This window comes from Desulfatibacillum alkenivorans DSM 16219, assembly GCF_900142135.1.
Taxonomy (GTDB): domain Bacteria; phylum Desulfobacterota; class Desulfobacteria; order Desulfobacterales; family Desulfatibacillaceae; genus Desulfatibacillum; species Desulfatibacillum alkenivorans.
In genome coordinates this window covers 49,372-65,779 of the sequence record NZ_FQZU01000020.1, presented here as the reverse complement: position 1 = coordinate 65,779, position 16,408 = coordinate 49,372, and the positions used below count along the sequence as shown (strand labels likewise).

The 16,408-nt window shown below is 55.3% G+C and carries 12 protein-coding genes; 5 read left to right on the top strand and 7 right to left on the bottom strand.

Annotation, left to right across the window (positions count from 1 at the left end):
- Window positions 1-64: 64 nt before the first annotated feature.
- From BUE18_RS15835 to BUE18_RS15815, 5 genes are all read right to left on the bottom strand, one after another.
- The gene (locus tag BUE18_RS15835; protein WP_073477177.1) at window positions 65-1,639 is read right to left on the bottom strand and encodes a class I adenylate-forming enzyme family protein; all 1,575 of its coding nucleotides are present in this window, start codon (window positions 1,637-1,639) and stop codon (window positions 65-67) included.
- A 395-nt stretch (window positions 1,640-2,034) separates the two neighbouring features.
- Entirely contained in the window at window positions 2,035-3,513 is a 1,479-nt protein-coding gene (locus BUE18_RS15830) for a PAS domain-containing protein (RefSeq protein ID WP_073477176.1), read from the bottom strand.
- 416 nt (window positions 3,514-3,929) lie between these two features.
- Window positions 3,930-4,814, bottom strand: a complete 885-nt coding sequence (locus BUE18_RS15825) for a YitT family protein (protein WP_073477175.1) — start codon at window positions 4,812-4,814, stop codon at window positions 3,930-3,932.
- Between the two features lie 20 nt (window positions 4,815-4,834).
- Window positions 4,835-6,136, bottom strand: coding sequence for an amidohydrolase (locus tag BUE18_RS15820; RefSeq protein ID WP_073477174.1), 1,302 nt, complete (start codon window positions 6,134-6,136; stop codon window positions 4,835-4,837).
- Window positions 6,137-6,171: 35 nt separating this feature from the next.
- On the bottom strand, window positions 6,172-6,993 hold the full coding sequence (locus tag BUE18_RS15815; RefSeq protein WP_073477173.1) for a purine-nucleoside phosphorylase: 822 nt from the start codon (window positions 6,991-6,993) through the stop codon (window positions 6,172-6,174).
- A 221-nt stretch (window positions 6,994-7,214) separates the two neighbouring features.
- Here BUE18_RS15815 and BUE18_RS15810 point away from each other — a divergent pair, with 221 nt between their 5' ends.
- The 3 genes from BUE18_RS15810 (at window position 7,215) to BUE18_RS15800 (ending at window position 12,904) form a co-directional block, all read left to right on the top strand.
- Window positions 7,215-8,474 (top strand): ABC transporter substrate-binding protein, encoded by a 1,260-nt coding sequence (locus tag BUE18_RS15810; RefSeq protein WP_073477172.1) that lies wholly within the window; start codon window positions 7,215-7,217, stop codon window positions 8,472-8,474.
- A 139-nt stretch (window positions 8,475-8,613) separates the two neighbouring features.
- Window positions 8,614-9,774 (top strand): ABC transporter substrate-binding protein, encoded by a 1,161-nt coding sequence (locus tag BUE18_RS15805; protein ID WP_170868382.1) that lies wholly within the window; start codon window positions 8,614-8,616, stop codon window positions 9,772-9,774.
- A 22-nt stretch (window positions 9,775-9,796) separates the two neighbouring features.
- Complete coding sequence (locus tag BUE18_RS15800) at window positions 9,797-12,904, top strand: PAS domain S-box protein (RefSeq protein ID WP_244549333.1); 3,108 nt, start codon at window positions 9,797-9,799, stop codon at window positions 12,902-12,904.
- Here BUE18_RS15800 and BUE18_RS15795 read toward each other — a convergent pair.
- Both BUE18_RS15795 and BUE18_RS27980 read right to left on the bottom strand, forming a co-directional pair.
- Window positions 12,901-13,509 (bottom strand): TetR/AcrR family transcriptional regulator, encoded by a 609-nt coding sequence (locus tag BUE18_RS15795; protein ID WP_073477169.1) that lies wholly within the window; start codon window positions 13,507-13,509, stop codon window positions 12,901-12,903. The genes BUE18_RS15800 and BUE18_RS15795 overlap by 4 nt on opposite strands.
- Before the next feature lie 92 nt (window positions 13,510-13,601).
- The gene (locus BUE18_RS27980; RefSeq protein ID WP_170868381.1) at window positions 13,602-13,745 is read right to left on the bottom strand and encodes a hypothetical protein; all 144 of its coding nucleotides are present in this window, start codon (window positions 13,743-13,745) and stop codon (window positions 13,602-13,604) included.
- Between the two features lie 96 nt (window positions 13,746-13,841).
- On the opposite strand from BUE18_RS27980, the gene BUE18_RS15790 reads away from it, so the two are divergent.
- A complete protein-coding gene (locus tag BUE18_RS15790; protein WP_073477168.1) occupies window positions 13,842-15,509 on the top strand; it encodes a thiamine pyrophosphate-binding protein in 1,668 nt (555 codons plus the stop codon).
- Window positions 15,510-15,512: 3 nt separating this feature from the next.
- Complete coding sequence (locus BUE18_RS15785; RefSeq protein WP_073477167.1) at window positions 15,513-16,346, top strand: SDR family NAD(P)-dependent oxidoreductase; 834 nt, start codon at window positions 15,513-15,515, stop codon at window positions 16,344-16,346.
- The last annotated feature ends 62 nt before the right edge of the window (window positions 16,347-16,408 follow it).

The window sequence follows — 16,408 nt, the reverse complement described above, 5'->3', positions numbered from 1 at the left end:
CTGCTATACAAGGCCGGTTTGTCCGGCAAAGATGGTTCTCTGGAAAAACACGGCTTTGGCTTCATCATACCCGGAAACTTTTTTCAATGCCAGCATATTGTTTTCTGAGCTTGGGCTTTTCGATCTTGCCCGTGGGGTTGCGCGGCACATCGCCGAAAAAGAACCTCCTGGGCCTTTTGTACCGGGGCAGTTCCTGGCAATACTCGGCCAGTTGCTCTTTGGTCAACTCCCTGCCCGGCTTTAATTTGACGACAGCGGCGGGCAGCTCGCCCAGACGCAGGCTGGGAACCCCGATGACGGCGGCGTCCGCCACGTCAGGGTGGGCCTGGAGAAAATCTTCGATTTCCACGGGATAGATGTTCTCGCCCCCGGTGATGATCACGTCTTTTTTCCGGTCCACCAGCCAGATGAACCCGTCCTCGTCCACCTTGGCCACATCGCCCGTGGCCAGCCAGCCGTTGATGAGGGTTTCCCGGGTGGCCTGGGGATTCTTGTAATACTCCTGCATCATTCCGGGGCCGCGCACCATGAGTTCGCCCGGGCTTCCCTGAGGAACCGGGTTTCGGTCCGCGTCCACGATGGCGTACTCCCAGTCAAAGCCCGGCTTGCCGATGGCGCCCACCTTGTGGATATTGCCCAGGCCAAGGTGCACGCAGCCGGGCCCTGTGGACTCGGTGAGGCCGTAATTGGTGTCGTATTGATGGTGGGGGAACACGTTGAGCCATTCCTTGATCAGGCTGGGAGGCACGGGCTGGGCGCCGATGTGCATAAGCCGCCACTGGTCAAGCTCATAGTTTTTCAGCTTCACCTCGCCGGACTCGATGGCGAACAGTATGTCCAAGGCCCAGGGAACCAGCAGCCAGACAATGGTGACCTTTTCTTCGGAAACCGCCTCCAAAATCCATTCGCTGGTCACGCCTTTGAGTATGACCGCCTTGGCGCCCACAATAAAGTTGCCGAACCAGTGCATCTTGGCGCCCGTATGGTACAAGGGCGGGATGCACAAGAAATTGTCTTCGTGGGTCTGGTTGTGGTGGCGGTTTTCCAGGTAGCAGGCGAATTCCAGGTTGCGATGGTTCAAAAGGGTCGCCTTGGGCGTGCCTGTGGTGCCGGACGTGAAATAGATGGCTGCGTCATCCCGCAGGAAGAGGTCCACTTTGGGGGCGCGAGCCTGGGCCTTTTCCACAAAAAGGGAGGCGTGGATCGCAAAATCCGGGCAGGCCTCTTTGGGGCCGTAAAAAATGTAGGTTCCAACCGTCTTGTCCAGGCTGCCCTTGATTTTTGAGACGCGCTCCACAAACTCAGGGCCGAATATGAATACCTTGGCCTCGGCGATGTCGCAGCATAAGGCGATGTCCTCGCCAGTGAACCTGAAGTTCAAAGGAACGGCCACGGCGCCGGACGAAAGAATGCCGAAATAGACAGGCAGCCATTCCAGACAATTGGTCATGAGCTGAACGACCTTGTCCCCTTTGGAAACGCCGGCCATGGCTAAGGCGTACGCCAGGGTGTCGGCGTCCTCCTTAAAATGATTCCATGTGATTTCCCGGCGGCTTCGTTTTTCCGGCTCCCTTTCCACCAGAGCCGTTTCCTTCCCGTACATTCGGGCGTTTCTGGCGAGTATTTCCGTTATGATCACAACGATATTCCTTTCATGAATGGCGCAAAAAGCACCGTGTTGTTGGTTAGATACATGGAAAGGAGCATGGGGTCAAGTTTGGCGAATCATGGGGGAGGAATAGCTGTATGGCTAAGCGCCGCCTTCGTGGAGCTTCATGGTCATGGAGGGCTGTGTATGGAAATAGGTCGCCGTAATCCTGTTTCAGGATGTCTATAACCCAAAAAGCAAAAACTGCGGAAACGCCCGCCAGGGACAGGACATGGAAAATTTTTTTTCATGTTTCGGAGCTGTTTTCTTCAATCTCGACTTGGCTGGGCGTCCAAACCTCTCCTTGGACGGACGCGAATGCGAAGCTCAGGAAGCCCGGCATAAGGATATCAAGGCCTTAAGCGGCAGATCAATCCGTAATGCCTCTATTCTTCATAAAGTTTCAATTCAGGATAATGGATTTTTGCGCATTCTTTACACACGCCATGGCTGAACGTGGCTTCGGAGTGCTTTTGAATATAGGACTCCAGTTTATCCCACGATCCTTCGTCGTTCCGTATCTTTTTGCAAAATGAGCAAATGGGAAGCAGCCCGCTCAAGGTTTTCACCTGGTCCAGGGTTTGCCTCAACTCTTGAATGAGATGCTCTCTTTCAAGCTCCCATTCCTTACGATCAGAGATGTCGCTGTGGGTTCCGATTACCCTTAAGGGAGTCCCGTCCCCGCTCCTTTCCACAGTTTTCCCCCGGTCCAATACCCACTTGTAAGAGCCGTCCTTGCACAGCACCCTGTGTTCGTTTTGATAGACCCGGGTTTTTCCGGATAAATGATCGCGCACATCCTCCAAGGTTTCCTTCCGATCTTCAGGATGGACCCGCTTTTCCCATTCCTCCAGGGTGGGGCCGATGTCTTCGTCATTATAGCCTAACATGGCTTTCCACTGGTTCGAAAAATACACTTCACTGGTTTGTACGTTCCAGTCCCACACGCCGTCCCCGGCGCCTTCCAGGGCGAACTTCCAGCGGCTCTCGCTTTCCTGTAGCTTGATCTCGGTGAGTTTTCTTAAAGTAATATCTTGAATTTGAAGTAAATATTCAAAGTTGGGAGGGCCGGTGGGCGTGATGAAGACATCCAGCCAGATTTTGCCGTTTTTGGAGGTTGGGTATAAATGATGCTTCTTAACGACTTCAAAGTCAAAAATGGTTTGAAATCGCACCGGCTCGCCGCATTGCAGAATTTCTTGTTGCTCGGGGGGAATGCTTCGAGCGTCGAAAAGATTGTGCTCCTGAACGCTTTCAATGGATTGGACGCCGAAAATATCCAGACAGGCCTGATTGACGTCAAGCAACACCCCGTTCCGGTCAAAAAGTTCTATGGCTATGGGCGATTGGGAGTAGATGGAGCGGTATCTCTTTTCACTCTGCTTCAGGGCCTGTTCCGTGTGTTTGCGTTCGCTCAAATCCACAATCATGCCCATGCCGAAGGACAGTTGGCCGTCCTCATATTCCATCGCCGACGTGACCAGTTCGGTCCACACGTATTGGCCGTCTTTTTTAAGGAGGCGGACTTCGCGGCGAATACTGCTTAATGGGAGCCCTTTTGCCGCTTTTGCCTCCACGAAATCCTTGATTTGTTGGTAGTCGTCCGGATGGGCGATGTCTTCGAATCGCAGTCCGACCAATTCGTCCTTTCGGCGGCCCAACAGACGGCAAAGGCATGGGTTGGCGGAGGTTATGCGGTTTTCTTTCTCCACGGCGCCGATGCCGATAGGCGCGTCCTCGAACAGGTTTTTGTACTTGATCCTGTCTTCTTCGCCGTCATCATAGGAACTGCTCCTCCTGGCCGGCGGCTTTTTTAACAGACGTAGGTTTTCATCTGGCTCTTTGTAACAAGGCTTTTCAGGCATGGTCGCGTCTCTTTGGCGGGGGCAAAGGGTTTATGCCGGCTGAGGGCGATTTGCAGCCCGGGCGGTTTTCAACAGCAACGCGGGGAAAGTTTAACGAAAATGGATATCCCGGGGGCTTTAAAACGTATAGTGTAGTTTCCAAAGTTGCTTTTTGTGCTATTTCCGCCATGCTATCTTCGTTCTTCAGTAACCGATTGGCTTTGTGTTCGACTGGCTTTGCGAACCAAATCGCCCGGTTTGTGTAGTCGCACTCAGGGGTATTCGTCGTTAGAAAGGGCAGGATACTCTCCGGGGCTTTGTATGATCAAGTTTTTTTCCAAGTCTTTTTTATCTCTGGACCTAAAAAAAACCCCTGCGCTCAAAATATCAGGCGGCTCAGGGGCTTTTTCTTTGGCTTGCGTATGTTTTTTGAGGGGTCAGTAGATTTTTCGTTTGGAAAAACCGGAGCCCAAAACGTTGAAGGTGTTTTCCACAATAAAAATGGCGTCCGGGTCCGCACAAAAAACGATTTCCTCCAGCCTTTTCAGCCTCACGTTATTGGTGATGGTCATCAGGATGTCTTTTTCCTGCCCGGTGTAGGCGCCTTTGCCTTTCAGGTAGGTGGCTCCAAGGCCAAGGCTCATGACGGTTTCGGCGATTTGCTCGTTTTGCTCCGAGATAATGAGAACCAGCTTCCTCTGGTTAAAGAGGGAAAGCACATAATCCAGGACCACGGAGGTCACAAAGACGACGATGAGGCTGGCGATGACCTGGTCGATGTCCAGAAATATGGAGGCCGCGCTGAAGAGCACCAGGTTGAATGCAAAATAAAACTTGCCGATGCCCAGGTTGAATTTTTGGTTCAGGATGACGGCCATGATGTCCAGCCCGCCGTTGGAGCCCAGGCTGCGCAACACCAATCCGCATCCGGCGCCGTTAATGCCTCCGCAGGCAATGGCGGCGTATATCTGCTGCTTGATATGAAAATTCCAGGGCATAAACTCAAAGGCCAGGGTGGCGACCACAACCGCGTATATCGTATAGAATATGAATCGGCGGCTGACGTACAGCCAGCCAAGAATGAACAAGGGGATGTTCAACAAGAAGTATCCGTAGCCGGGGGAAAGCAGGCCCGTTGCGTAATCAAACAAAAGGGCCGTGCCGAAAATGCCCCCGGAGACGAAATTGTGGGGCAAGGCAATGGCCTTCAATCCCATGGCCACCACCAGGCTGCCTACGGTAATCAGCAGAACGTTCCAGGCCCATGCATAGGCGCCTCCGCCATCCTGCGTCGCGCACTCCAGTTGCTGCTTAAATGTCATGTTACAGGGCTCCGGACTAATCAGGCGATGGCCTTGGCCAGCTCACGGACGTGGGCCATGGCTTGTTTTACATCAATGGTCAGGACCCGGCGGTCCTCCATAACCAGTTTTCCATGGATGATGGAATGGCGCACGTCGCCTCCCCGCGCCGAATACACCACATGAGACATGGGATTGTACATGGGTACGAGGTGGGGCCGGTTGACGTCAAGAATAATGACATCCGCCAGTTTGCCCTGCTCGATGGCTCCACACCGTCCGTCCAGCCCTAAAGCGGAGGCGCCGTTTTGGGTGGCCATCGTCAAAACCGTCTTTGCATCCATGACCGTCGGATCCAAGGCCGCCGCCTTGTGGATTTTCGCCGCTGCATCCATTTCCGCCATCATGTCCAGATTGTTGTTGCTGGCGCATCCGTCCGTACCCAGGGAAACGCATACTCCCGCTTCCAGGAGGGCCGGAACCGGAGCAATGCCGGAAGCCAGCTTCATATTGCTTTCCGGGTTGTGCACCGCCTTCACCTCATTTTTCGCCAGCAAGCTGATGTCGTTGTCGGTCAGAACCACGCAATGGTCCGCCATAAGCCTGGGGCATAAAAAGCCGATTTTGGCCAGATGCTCAATAGGCGTACAGCCGTACTTTTCCTTAATCTGTGCGACTTCGTTTTCCGATTCGGATGCGTGAATCACCAAAGGCGCGTTCCACTCCTCGGCAATTTCCCGGGCTTTCTTTAATAAATCCGGAGCGCAAAGATAAGGGGAATGAGGCTCCACCGCAATACGGACCCGGTCGTTCCCCTTGTACTCCTCCAACAAGTCCCGGGTGTAGGCGAATCCGTTTTCCAGAGGACCGTAATTGGGGGAGGGGAAGTCGTACAGCACTTCGCCCACAACGGCCCGCATTCCCGCGTCATGGGCGGCCTTTGCCACGGCGCCCTCAAACAGGTACATGTCGCAAAAGCTGGTGGTCCCGGAAAGAATCATTTCGGCGCAGGCCAGTATGGCGCCCTTGTAAACCATGTCCTCGGTCAGCTTGGCTTCCGCGGGAAAAATATGATCGTTCAGCCACGTCATGAGAGGCAGGTCGTCAGCAAGCCCCCTGAAGCAGGTCATGGAGGCGTGGGTATGGGCGTTGATGAGGCCCGGCATGATGATTCCGCCTTCCGCATCCAGAACCTTTTCCGCCTGAATATCGCCGGCCTGGTCGTCCGGCCCGATCCAGGCGATGAGGGAGTCTTTGACGACGACCGCGCCTTTGTCCACAACGGCGCCATTTTCATCCATGGTCAGTACGATTCCATTTTTTATAAGAATATCCGCGTTCATGGCATCCTTCCTTAAAGGCTTATTTTTCGCATCTGCTAGAGATTTTGCAGGACCCGGTTGATTATCGCCCCCACCCGGGGGGAGGCGGCGTCCGCCACGGCTACGATTTCATCAATGGATGCCGGGGTGAGCATGCCGGGCACATTGACGTTGGTGATGATGGCAAAGCCCAGGACTTTCATGCCTCCGTGCACTGCGGCTATCACCTCGTTGACGGTGGAAAGACCCACGGCGTCCGCTCCGATGGCGCGTAAAAAGCGCATTTCCGCGGGGGTTTCCAAAGAGGGGCCCTTCAAACCCACGTAGACTCCCCGGCGCAACGGAATGTCCAGCTTTTCCGAAGCGCTTTGCGCTTTTTGGATAAGCCCGTTATCATAGGCCTCAAACATTTCGGGAAAGCGAACCCCCCAGGAGTCGACATTTTCGCCCACTAAGGGGTTTTCCCCCGACAGATTGATGTGGTCCTCCACAATCATTATGTCTCCGGGAGTGAATTCCGGATTGAGGCCGCCCACCGCACTGGCGAATATCAGGGTTTTCACCCCAAGCTCCTGCATGACCCGGATGGGAAAGGTGATTTGCTTGGCGGAATATCCTTCATACAAGTGGAAACGCCCCTGGAGGGCGACAAAGGCCTGGTCCCCCGCGGTCCCGCATAAAAGGCGCCCCTCATGGCTCTGGACCGTGGACACGGGAAAATTCGGAATGTCGGCGTAGTCCAGGCTTGTCTCCACTTTCAGGGTTTGCACGCTGGCCCCAAGGCCCGTCCCGAAGATGAATCCAAAAGCCGGGGCGCGGCCGAATCGCTCCCGGATCCAGGCCGCCGCCTGTTCCACTTGCTCTTTGTATACGGTCATGTATAAACCTCCGTTATGTGGTAAGGTCTCCCTCTGACTGGAAACAAAACAACATTACCCAAAACAGCCGGAAAATCAACAGCGTATCCACCTCAAAAACGCAATCCCTGAAAAGGCCCTCGCGCTTTCCCTGGCGGCGTCTCAGTCTGATTGTGCATGCATTTTGCATAATTCATACTGCACCCAAAGGGCCTGACTCAAAAGGCGGAAGGAGTGAACCCATGACCGGATTCCAAAGATTTTGTGCGTTCGTCGTCGTCATGCTTTTATTTCAGCCGCTGGCGTGCAATCGGAAAAATGTTGTAGAAAACCCCTTGCGAATCGGCGTGCTTTTTCCCATGAGCGGCTCCCTGGAAGAGGCGGGGCTTTCCAATCTTCAGGCCATTCGCCTGGCCGTTGAAAAGATAAACTCCGGCGGAGGCGTCCGGTCCATGGGCGGGCAGCCCCTGGAGTTGGTTTACGGCGACACCCGGGGGCAAAGCCTGATAGCCGCCCGGGAGGCCGAACGCCTGATTAGTGAAGAAGGGGTTTTGGTCATTATAGGAGCCTATCAAAGCAGCGCGGCCGAGGCGGCGGCCAAGGTTTGCGAGAGGCTGGGCGCGCCCATAATTATAAGCTCGGGCATGGCTGACATCATTACGGATCGAGGATTCCAATACACCTTCAGGCTTATGGCGAAGGCGGAGCATTTCGGCCGCGATATGGTGTCATTTCTCTTGGATTTTTCCCGCTTGACAAACCGTTCCTTACACAAAACGGCGCTGCTGTACGAAAACACGGCCTATGGCACTGCATGCGCCTTTGCCCTGAAAAAGCACCTGACAAGCACGGACCTGGAAATTGCCGGGGAAGTGAGCTACCGCGCCGCCGGGGTCGTTGATATGACCCAGGAGGTCGAAAAGGCGCTGGACGCCAAACCGGACGCCATCCTGACGGCCATGTACGACCACGACAGCCTGTTGGCCGCCCGGGCCATGGAGGCGAGCGGGATGGACATCCCCCTTGTCAACATGGGGGCTACAATGATTTCCCGCCAATTTGTCGAGGAACTGGGGCCTGCCGTGGAAAAATATTTCGGCATGACGGATTACTCCAAGCTGGCCCCGTACGCCAGGGAGATCAATCAGGAGTTTAAGGCCCGATTCCACAAGGAATTGCCCGGAGAATGCGCATTGGCCTATCAAAGCGTTTGGGTTATCAAGGACGCCCTGGAGCGAATCGGAACAGCCGACAAGAAGCAAATTCGGGACGCCCTGGCCGCGACTTATATGCTCCCCGGACCTGACATGATCCTATCAGCCCCGGCGCTCTTTTTTGAACCCAGCGGGCAGGCCGCCCACTCGGGCTCCTTTGTCGTACAGGTGCAGGATGGCGAGACGGCGCCTGTCTGGCCGCCGGAATATACCCTGCTGGGAGTACGGTGGAAGGGAAGGAGCCTCTTTTTTACAAGCAGCGAGGAGACGCCGGGCGGCGTTCACTAAAGGAGTTTTGATTATTATGCAATTCAGGCAAAAGGCGAAATGGCATTTAGCATGGATTCTGGTTGTCGGGGTTTTCGCGGCATGTATGTCGGCATTGCTTTTTCGTGACCTCCAATCCCCGCTTCCTGCAAGGGCGCGGGTGGGAGTTCTTTTTCCCCTTACCGGCCCCTCCGCCGAGACAGGGATCGTATGCCGCGATGCGGCCGCCTATGCGGCGGAAAAGATAAATGCAGCCGGAGGCGTGCAATCCTTGGGAGGATGCACTCTGGAACTGGTGTACGGAGACACCCGGAGCGACCCCCGGATCGGCGCCAGGGAGGCGGAGAGGCTCATAACCCAGGAGGGCGTGTGCGCCGTCATCGGAGTGTACCACAGCAATGTGGGCCAGAGGGTTACGGAGGCGGCCGAAAGATTGGAAACGCCTGTATTGCTGAGTTCGGGCATTGCCGACAGCCTGACCGAAAGGGGGTTTTTGTATACTTTCCGCATAAGCCCCAAAGCCCGATACTACGGAAGGGATCAGGTCCGTTTTCTGCTGGACCTGAACAGGCTCATTGGCTATTCTGTTCGTAGGGCGGCTTTAATTCATGAAAATTCCGCCTACGGCACCTCGTCGGCTCTGGCCCAAAAGCGGGCCTTGCAAAACGCCGGCGTGATTCTGGCGGCGGAGGAAAGCTATCGTTATGATTCAGTCAAGGACATGACCCCCATTGTTGCAAAGGTTCTTGCGGCGAAACCGGATGCGATTTTGACGGCAGCCTACATTGACGACAGTATTCTTATCGCTAAAGCCCTAAGGCAGGCAGGGGCGGACATTCCAGTGATAGGCGCTGCGGGCGGCATGGTTTCCAATCAATTCATAAAAGCTCTTGGACCGGACGCGAACGGCTTTTTCACATTGACGGAGCACTCCGAGTTTCTGCCTGAAGGCCGAAACATTTATGAGGCCTTTTCCGAACGTTATCACAGGGACCTGACGGGAGACGGCATTTTGGCTTATCAGTGCATTTTTGTTCTCCAAGACGCCTTGGAACGGGCCGGGTCCCTTAATAAAAAACGCTTAAGAAAGGCCCTATCCGAAACGGACATGCCCTTCGGCGAAAACATGATCCTTCCGGCCCCTCGCCTATCCTTTGATTCGACCGGTCAAAACATCTACTACAATTTGCTTATCCTGCAAATAATCCAGGGGCGGCGCATTCCTGTATGGCCGGAGAATTTTGCCCAGGCCGAGGTGATAGACTGGACGGCTTTTTCAGGGGCGGACGGGGGCGGGCGCCCCAAAGAAGGCGCTAATTGAAAAGGAGAAGGGGAGCCTCTTGGTGACATTCCAAAGCCAAACAACATCCCGGACCATCCCCTGGCATAAACGGCTCGGGACCAAACTGGGATGGGCGCTCTCTCTGGCCATGGCGATAACCATGGTAGCCATGGGAGCGGGGCTGGTTTATATAGCCCAGGACAACCAGAAGCGCCTTATCCGGGAATTGCAGATGCGCAATGCCAAAGAGGTTGCCAGGCTGATTTCCGAGCACGTGGAGGATGCCGTCTCCAATTTGTTTTTTTATGCGGATCTGGTTTCCCTCCGTGAAATAGATCGTCAACAGCAAAAACGCGCCCTGGAATACATCCTGATAAACCGGCCCGGGGCCTTTAACGAGCTGACGCTCCTGGACAGCGAGGGGCTGGAAATCGTCAAGGTCTCCAAGACCTACACCTACTTGCATGATGAACTGGGCGATCTTTCCAGAACGGAGATGTTCGGGGCGGTGAAAACCGGAGATGCGTATATCGGTTCCTTTCACGAATCCAAAGGCAGCGGCCGTTTGTCCATTCCCATAGCCATCCCCCTTAAATCCATCAATGGGAAAGTGAAGAACATTTTGCTGGGGGATTTGAACGCCGCCCGGCTTTGGCAGGAGATTTCCCAGGTTGAGATTGGCGGGACAGGATACGCCTATATTGTAAACTCCAAGGGGCGCCTGGTGGCTCACCAGAACCCGGCTCGAATACTGGAGCAGCACGGACGGGACCTCAGTTCTTTTCCTCCCGTGGCCAACTATTTGGGACTCCTCCAATATACGCAAGGCCCGGAGCCCGTTTACCACGGACTGGACGGAGAGAGAGTGGTCGGGGAATACACGTCCATTCCGGGGACGAAATGGGCGGTTGTCGTGGAACTGCCCGCCAAAGAGGCTTTTGCTCCACTTCGGCTCATGGAATACTATCTGGCCGGATTGATTCTTGTGGGCGTCCTGGCGAACATCGTCCTGATATTTTTGGCCATGAAGCGCCCCATACGGGCCATCAACAAGTTGAGCGCCAACGCCAATGCCATTTCCAATGGCGACCTGGACTCTGTCGTCGCCATTGAGGGCGATGATGAAATCAGCGTTCTGGCCAACGCGTTCAACAGCATGACCAGTCAGTTGAGGGCCTTGATCAGAAACCTGCAGCAGCAGATTGAACAACAACGGAAAACGGAGCGGGCTTTGCGCTCCAGTGAGGAGCGATTCCGCGACCTTGCCGACTCCCTGCCGCAAATTGTTTTTGAGGCTGACTTGGACGGCACACTGACCTTCATCAATAAAAATGTCAGCCAGGTTTTGGGGTACGCCCAGGAGGAGGCCAATTCCGGAGTTCAAGCCTTGAACTTTTTGGCGCCGGAAGACAGAGAGCGGGCCGCAGCAAATATACAAAGAGTTTTGTCCGGGGAGTATATCGGCGGGCAGGAGTACGCGGCCATAAAGAAAAACGGGGACCGGGCGCCTATCATGATCCATTCCTCCCGTGTCATCAAAAACGGGGCTCCCGCCGGGTTTCGCGGCATTATCATTGATTTGACCGAGCAAAAGGCTAATGAAAGGAAGCTGGCCAACGCCTTGGCTTTTAATGAGAAAATTGTCTATGAATCTCCTGTTGGAATCCTTTTGTACGACCCCGGCGGACAGTGCATTACCGCCAATCAGGCCGCGGCCGATCTGGTGGGCGCCTCTCTGGAGCAAGTGCTGTCTTTGAATTACCACAAAATCGCGTCCTGGAAAGAGACCGGCCTGTACCAGGTGGCTTTAAAAGTGGTGAAGGATAGAATTCCTATGCGCCACACCATGATCGGCGTCTCCACTTTCGGAAAAAAGTTTATAATGGACGCCCAGTTGGTTCCCTTTGTCATGGAGGAAAAGCCCCATTTGCTGCTGATGCTGAGCGACATGCGGGAGCAGGAGAAAGCGCAGGAAGAAGTCAGGCGTTTGCGGAACCTCCTGGCCAATATTGTAAACTCCATGCCTTCCGTGCTTGTTGGAGTGGATCTGGAGGGAAAGGTCACCCAATGGAACATGGAGGCCGAAAGGGTCACCGGCATCAGCGCAGAGCAGGCCCAAAACCGGCTTCTCATGGATGTGTTCCCCCAATTGGCCCGTGAAATGGGCAAGGTTCGGCAGGCCATAGCCCAAAGAGCCCCTAAAACGGAAGCCCGTATACCCACCGGCCAGGTGGAGGGCGAGGTGCGCTATTCCGATGTGACGGTTTTTCCGCTTGTAGCAAACGGAATCCAGGGCGCGGTCATCCGCGTAGACGATGTAACCGATCGCGTCCGCATCGAAGAGATGATGATTCAGTCCGAAAAAATGCTTTCCGTGGGAGGCCTTGCCGCCGGCATGGCGCATGAAATCAACAACCCTTTAGCCGGCATTATTCAAAACGCCCAGGTCCTGAAAAACAGAACCATTGAACTAACGCCGAAAAACCAGCAGGCGGCGGAAGAATGCGGCGTCACCATGGACGTTATCCGCAGTTATATGGAAAAACGCAATCTGGTGCGGATGATCGATTCCATCCATAGCTCCGGGGTGAGGGCGGGCCAGATTGTGGCCAACATGCTTAGCTTCAGCAGAAAAAGCGAAGCGGACGGGGCCGTGCAGCCCATTAACGAAATCCTGGAAAAGACCGTGGAACTGGCTTCCAGCGATTACGACCTGAAAAAGAAATTCGACTTCAAGCGGATTAAAATTGTCAGGGAGTACGATTCGTCCAATCCCGAAGCCTGGTGCCAGGCCAGCAAAATTCAGCAGGTTGTTCTAAACCTGTTGCGCAACGCCGCCTACGCCATGGCTGAAGACCCAAGCAACGCCGCCCCCGCGATCACGCTGAGGACGGCCCAGCAAAGCCGCATGGTCCGCATTGAAGTGGAGGACAACGGCCCCGGCATGAATGAAAAAACAAGAAAAAGGGTTTTTGAACCCTTCTTCACCACAAAAAACGTGGGCGCAGGCACCGGCCTCGGCCTGTCCGTCTCCTACTTCATCATTACGGAAGACCACGGCGGCGCCATGTCCGTGGACTCAAAACCCGGCCAGGGCGCCCGGTTCATCATTCGACTTCCCCTGAAGCCTCCCTCGGCGCACGCCTTGAGCTCTTCCGGAGTCAATTAGCCAAGCGCCTGCCGATCCTCCAAACCCTGCACCTGAATCTTGATTAATACATCCAGAATGTCCTTGCAGGAAAAGCGGCCCTCCAAATACATCCTGACCGCCGAAAAGGCCATGTCCTGAATCAAAGCCGCGGCAATTTCCCCATGCACGTCCTTACGCAAAATCCCCAGATCCTGCTGCTCGCCGATTCTCCGGGCCGAATCCAGAACCAACCTGTCGATCAGCCCGTCTATATGCTCCTTCAACTCCTCGTTGCCGATTTCCCGAATCATGGCCGTGAAGCCGGCTTTGTTTTGCTCCACGTAATCAAACAACATGCCGTAACCCTGCTTTACGCTCTCCTTGTAGGTGGGAGCGTGGTAAAAGCCTTTTTCCACTTCCTCCACCAAAGCGGCGCCCAGGGTCTCTATAAGATGAACGGCGATCTCCTTCTTGTTCTTGAAATAATGGTACAGGATGCCTACGGAAACCCCGGCTTCCTGGGATATATCCTTTGGGGAAACCATGTGATACCCCCGCTCTGCGCACAGGTCCAGGGTCGCCTGGACAATCTTCTGGCGCGTGGCCTTTCTTCTTTCTTCATTGCTTTTTCTGTCTCGGCCCACCTTTAAAAATATCCTTGTGCAATTTTCGCCGTTTCCCGTTTAAATGCCTTGACAAGCCTATCCGATCCCTTTACATTGCATTTATTGAATGATTATTCAATCAAAAAAACGCTGGCCGCAACACTCGCCAAACGCGCCCGGCTTTTCCCAATATCAAAACGCAACGGGAAAACGGCCTTGATTTTTTTCCGCTGTGCGGGGCGATTCCCGGCCCCTTGAATTTCTGCATCAGCCATAAAAAGCAGCCTGCATAAAGCATGCGGGCCGACGCATCCATAGAACCTTCGTCAGGAGGATTCATCCCAAAACCGGAACCAAATAAGGAGGCAGTCATGCAAGGCATCTACGGCGGGCATCTGGTCGCAAGGCACCTAAGGGAGACTGAGGGGATTGACACGGTTTTTTCATTGTCCGGGGGACATATCGACCGGATTTACGATGGATTTTTGGAGTACGGCGTCAGGCTGATAGACGTGCGCCATGAGCAGGCCGCAGCCATGGCCGCCCACGCGTGGTCCATCTTCACGGGCAAACCCGGGATATGCATCGCAACGGCCGGCCCTGGCTTTACCAATACGCTCACGGGCCTGGTGAACGCAGCCTTGGAAAACGCGCCGTTGGTGCTTATTTCCGGCGCTACGGCGATTCGCGACTGGCAAAAGGGGGCACTTCAGGAAATGGAGCAGACCGCCATGGTCAGGCCCTTTGTCAAATGGGCGGCAACCTGCCATGATGTGAAGCGCGTGCCCGAGTATATCTCCGCCGCCATTCGGCATGCCGTCTCAGGGCGTCCCGGGCCGGTCTTTTTGGAACTGCCGCCGGACGTTTTGAACGTCAGCGCCCCGGAAAACGAAATCGTCCCGGCGGGCAGCGGAGCGGCTGTTTACAAATCCGGCCCCGATCCCGCGGCCGTGGCCAAGGCGGCGGAAATGATCAATCAGGCGAAAAAGCCCATGCTCCTGGCAGGCTCGGGAATCGCCACGGATCAGGCGGCCGAGCTCCTGACCGAACTGGTGGAAAAGGCGGGCATTCCCTGCGGCCTCACCAACAACGGAAGAGGGGCGGTGAGCGACTTGAATCCTCTTTCCTTGTGGGACGGCGGCCAGATGGGCTTGATGGCCGTCATGCCCCAGGCGGATCTGGTCATCGCCCTGGGCATCCGATTCAACTGGCTGCTTTTATTCGGCGAGGGATTCCCCCAGGCTTGCGTCATTCGGGCGGATATCGACAGCTCGGAATTGAGTAGAAACCGCGCCTGCGACGTAGGGCTGGCCGGGGATATGGAAATGACCCTGAAAGCCCTTTTGCCCCTGGTGGAAAACAAGGACCGCTCCCAGTGGCTTGGCGAGTTGAAAGATTCCTATCTGCCCCTGGACGCAGCGGAAGAAGCCGCCAGAACCACGGCGTCCGATCCCATCCACCCCGCACGCCTGGCTTATCAGGTGCGCCAGGCGGTCGGGGACGACGCCATATACATCATGGACGGCGGCGACACGGCCTATTTCGGCCTGACCTCGTTTAAGGCGACCCAACGCGCCCATGTATTGGCCGCTTCCGGCGGATTGCTGGGATGCCTGGGCACGGGCCTGCCTTTCGCCATGGGCGCCAAGGCCGCGCTTCCTCACAAAAAGGTGGTGGTTTTTAACGGCGACGGCTCTTTCGGCTTCAACGCCATGGAGTTCGACACCTTCAAACGCCACGACCTGCCCGTTTTGTGCGTGGTAAACAACGATCAGGCATGGGGCATGATCAAGCACGGACAGGAAATCTGCTACGGCGGAGAACGCATTATCGGCTCCGAGCTGGGCGTGGTCCATTACGAGCAGGTGGCCATGGCCCTGGGCGGATACGGCGAGTTTGTGGACAAGGACGACCAGATCATCCCGGCCGTCCAGCGCGCCCTGGAGTCGGGCAAGCCCGCCTGCATCAACGCCCTGACCGATCCGTGCGTGACCAGTCCGGCCACCTTGCTTTTCTCGGAATCTTTAAAGATGGAATAGGAAATGAAAGCATTTGATAAGAATTTGGCTATTGTAACGGGCGGGGGCTCCGGCATAGGCCGCTCCCTCGCCCTGGCCCTGGCGAAACAAGGCGCCAGCGTGGCAGTCACGGATGTTAACGAGCAAAGAGCCAATGAGGTGGCCGGCGAGATTCGGGGCATGGGCAAGGACGCCTGGGGCATTGCCGTGGATCACAGCGACAAGGAAGCGGTTAAAAAGTTCGCCGACCGCTTCATTAAAGAGCACGGTTGCCCGGACGTCATGTGCCTGAACGCCGGGGTGGGGCACAGCGCGCCTTTGGAGCGCATAACCCTGGAGGACTGGGAGTGGGTTTTGGGCGTCAACCTGTGGGGCGTCATTTACATGCTGCACTTTTTCACGCCGGAAATGATCAAACGCCAAAGCGGAAAAATCCTGATCACCTCCAGCCTGGCCGGAATCACGCCCATACCCGGCATGGCGCCCTATTGCACCAGCAAGTTCGCCCTGGTGGGGCTGACGGAATCCCTTTCGTCCGAACTGGCGGCCCATAACATCACTGTTAGCGCCATATGCCCGGGGTATATCAACACAAACATCGTCAGGGACGGAAAAATCGACCTGCGGGACGGCAAAGGCGCCAGCAAGGCGGAGGAAGCCGTGAAGTTTTATGCGACCAAAGGGGTTTCGCCCGACATCGTCGCCCGGGACGGGCTGCGGGCCTTGCGCCGGAAAATCAGCATCATGCCCACGCCGCTTCACGCCTGGCCCCAATATTTATTACACAGGCTGTCGCCCTCGTTTTACGTTTGGGCCTTTAAACAAGGCTGGAAGCGGGGCTTGCCCTTTGGGCGGTAATCACAGTGTTGGAAATTGATTACAGGGGGGCATGACTTTTATATAGGGTCATTTGGATAAGC